General features: G+C 31.6%; 3 protein-coding genes. All 3 read right to left on the bottom strand.

All coding sequences use genetic code 11. From position 1 onward, the window contains the following. The coding region (locus ABWO04_RS10845; RefSeq protein ID WP_353079715.1) for a TCR/Tet family MFS transporter at nt 1-1,050 on the bottom strand (1,050 nt) is incomplete at its 3' end. A gap of 117 nt (nt 1,051-1,167) precedes the next feature. Further along, the gene (locus tag ABWO04_RS10840; protein WP_353079714.1) at nt 1,168-2,184 is read right to left on the bottom strand and encodes a type I restriction enzyme HsdR N-terminal domain-containing protein; all 1,017 of its coding nucleotides are present in this window, start codon (nt 2,182-2,184) and stop codon (nt 1,168-1,170) included. 150 nt (nt 2,185-2,334) lie between these two features. After that, on the bottom strand, nt 2,335-2,992 hold a 658-nt coding region (locus ABWO04_RS10835; protein ID WP_353079713.1), incomplete at its 5' end, for a 2-oxo acid dehydrogenase subunit E2.

The raw sequence follows: 2,992 nt of genomic DNA, 5'->3' as shown, positions 1-2,992 counted from the left end.
CATTAAACTGGTTAAAGTACCTTGAATTTCGCCTTGTTCATTAGCGGGAACATTTTCTGTAATTACAGATTGCAAAGCAGGACCAGAAATTCCGCCTAAACAATACGGAATTAAGAAGGCAAACATCATCCAACTTTCTGTTGCAATGGCGAATAATAACATTCCTAATGTATATAACACTAAGCCGTAAATAATGCTTTTTTCATTTCCAATTTTCGGATTGATCCATCGAATTAACCCGCCTTGTACAATTCCAACTAACAAACCAATGATACCCAATGAAATGCCAACCATTTTTTCGTCCCATTTAAATTGGTACATCGTAAAGTAACTCCAATTGCTATGTACCGCGTGCGAACCAATATAAACCAATACAATAGATATAAATAAGCCAAATATTTTTGGGTATTTTTTTAAATTTAAAATGGCACGAATGGGGTTGGTTTTGCTCCAATCTAAATCTCTTCTATTTTCTTTTGGTAACGATTCTGGTAATACAAAATAACCATATAAGAAATTAATAAAACACAATGCTGCCGCGGCATAAAATGGAACTCTTGCTCCAAATTGCCCTAATAAACCGCCAATTACGGGTCCGATTATAAACCCAATTCCGAAGGCGGCACCGATCATTCCGAAGTTTTTAGCTCGGTTTTCTGGGGTGCTAATATCAGCAATATATGCGGTTGCTGTGGTAATACTCGCACCAGTTATTCCGGCAATAATTCTTCCAATAAATAAAAAAGTAATGGTTGGTGCAAAGGCTAAAAATAAATAATCCAACGAAAATCCTAAAAGTGAAAACAAAATAATAGGACGACGACCATATTTATCGCTTAAATTACCAATAAGTGGCGACATTAAAAATTGGGTAAATGCATATGCAAATAGCAACCAGCCGCCAATTTTCGATGCGTCACTTAAATCGCCATGAATTAATTCTTGAATCAATTTTGGGATTACTGGAATAATAATTCCCCAACCCGTAATGTCAATTACTAATGTTAAAAATATAAAACCAATCGCTGCTTTTTTCTCTGTTTTCTTCATAAAAACAAAGAAACAAAAAAAATCCCAAACTCTATTGAATTTGGGATTTCATATATTGGCAAACCTTACAGGTTTCAAAAACCTGTTAGGTTTTATATAATGATATAATTAAAAATTTTACTTTTGGAAGTATATCATTGCGGCATCTAAAATTGTTTTCTTCATCGCAACAACACTTTCAATTCCTTTTACTTCATATTTTATTCCGTTAATTTCAAGTGAATAATTGTTCCGATTATTTAATATTTTACATATAATTTTTTTGTTATTATCATCAACTAAAATATTAAAACTATTTTTTTGATCTCTATAGGTTATTCTATCTGCATCAATTTCTTTTCTATGAATTAGAATTGTTTTAATAGTGTGATAAATTTTTAACTCTTCGGCAGTCGTTATAATTAAACTTCCGTTTTTAGATTCTTCTTCAATTACTTTTTTAAGAGCATTTTGAATAGTATTTGAATTAATTTGTTCGCGGATCTTCAATTTAACTTGATCTGTCATTCTTTTACCATTCATTCTATTAAAAATAGCTTTGATAAAATCGTCTGATGGATCATATAATTCATTGGCAAAAGCATTTGAAAAACCTTGAAGAAAATAAAAATCAGTTGCTTCTTCTAATAACTCTTTAATATCAATATTATTTTTATGTAGTTTTGACAAATTATCAATTAATGAATCATTAATTTCATTAAAGTTAAATACTAAAAAGGGATTCACATTTAGACTTGTTTCTTTGTTTGCTTCATCAGCACTATAAACTCTCCACTCAAGTCCATTTGTTAATATTCCTAACTTACAACTTGGAGTATTAATAAAATATCCGTTCAACTGCCAAGCTTCTTTATCAGTTAATGATTTGCCATATTTTTTACATTCGACAATAATTTCAGGATTTTTACCTTTGACTAATAATCCAATATCTGCTTTATCATTTTTTTGACCCCATCCTGCATTAATTTCAGTTAGCATATCATCCATTCTACTATAACCTAAAATCTCAATAATTGGCTCTATAAGATATTGTCGTGTTTGTGCTTCATTCGTGCATTTTTCTTCAAGTTTACTGAAATCAATTTTAGCAAGAGACTTTTTAATAACGTTTGCTATTTGTTTGTTAATTGGCATTTTTGGTAGATTTTTTGGGTTTATTTTCAAAGATAAAAATTTCTTTTAATTTTCAGATGTTAACAAACAAAAAAAATCCCAAACTCTTTCGAATTTAGGATTTCATATATTGGCAAACCTAACAGGTTTCAAAAACCTGTTAGGTTTATATTATAACTCCAACGCTTTTTTAGGATTGTTATCCATCAATAACTCCATTGGGTTTTCTAATGCTTCTTTTACAGCTACTAAGAAACCAACAGATTCTCTACCGTCAATAATTCTGTGGTCATAAGATAAGGCTACAAACATCATTGGGTGAATTTCCACTTTACCGTTTACGGCAATTGGACGCTCAATAATATTGTGCATTCCTAAAATTCCAGATTGAGGCGGATTGATAATTGGTGTAGATAACATACTTCCGAAAACTCCACCGTTAGTAATTGTGAATGTTCCACCTGTCATATCGTCAACCGTAATTTGACCGTCACGTGCACGTAAAGCCAAACGCTTGATTTCTGCTTCTACACCACGGAACGTTAATAATTCTGCATTTCTAACTACAGGAACCATTAATCCTTTTGGTCCAGAAACTGCAATTGAAATATCTGCAAAATCAAAAGCTACTTTATAGTCGCCATCCATCATCGAATTTACATCTGGATACAATTGCAAGGCTCTTGTAACCGCTTTAGTAAAGAACGACATATAACCTAATCCAAGACCATTGTGTTTTGCCTTAAATTCGTCTTTATATTGGTTTCTGATGGTATTAATTGGCGTCATATTTACTTCGTTAAAAGTAGTTAACATTGCCGTTTCGTTT

Source organism: Flavobacterium sp. (genome assembly GCF_040382755.1).
Taxonomy (GTDB): Bacteria; Bacteroidota; Bacteroidia; order Flavobacteriales; family Flavobacteriaceae; genus Flavobacterium.
Note: the sequence above shows the minus strand (reverse complement) of the source record. Positions and strands in the feature narration are given on the sequence as shown.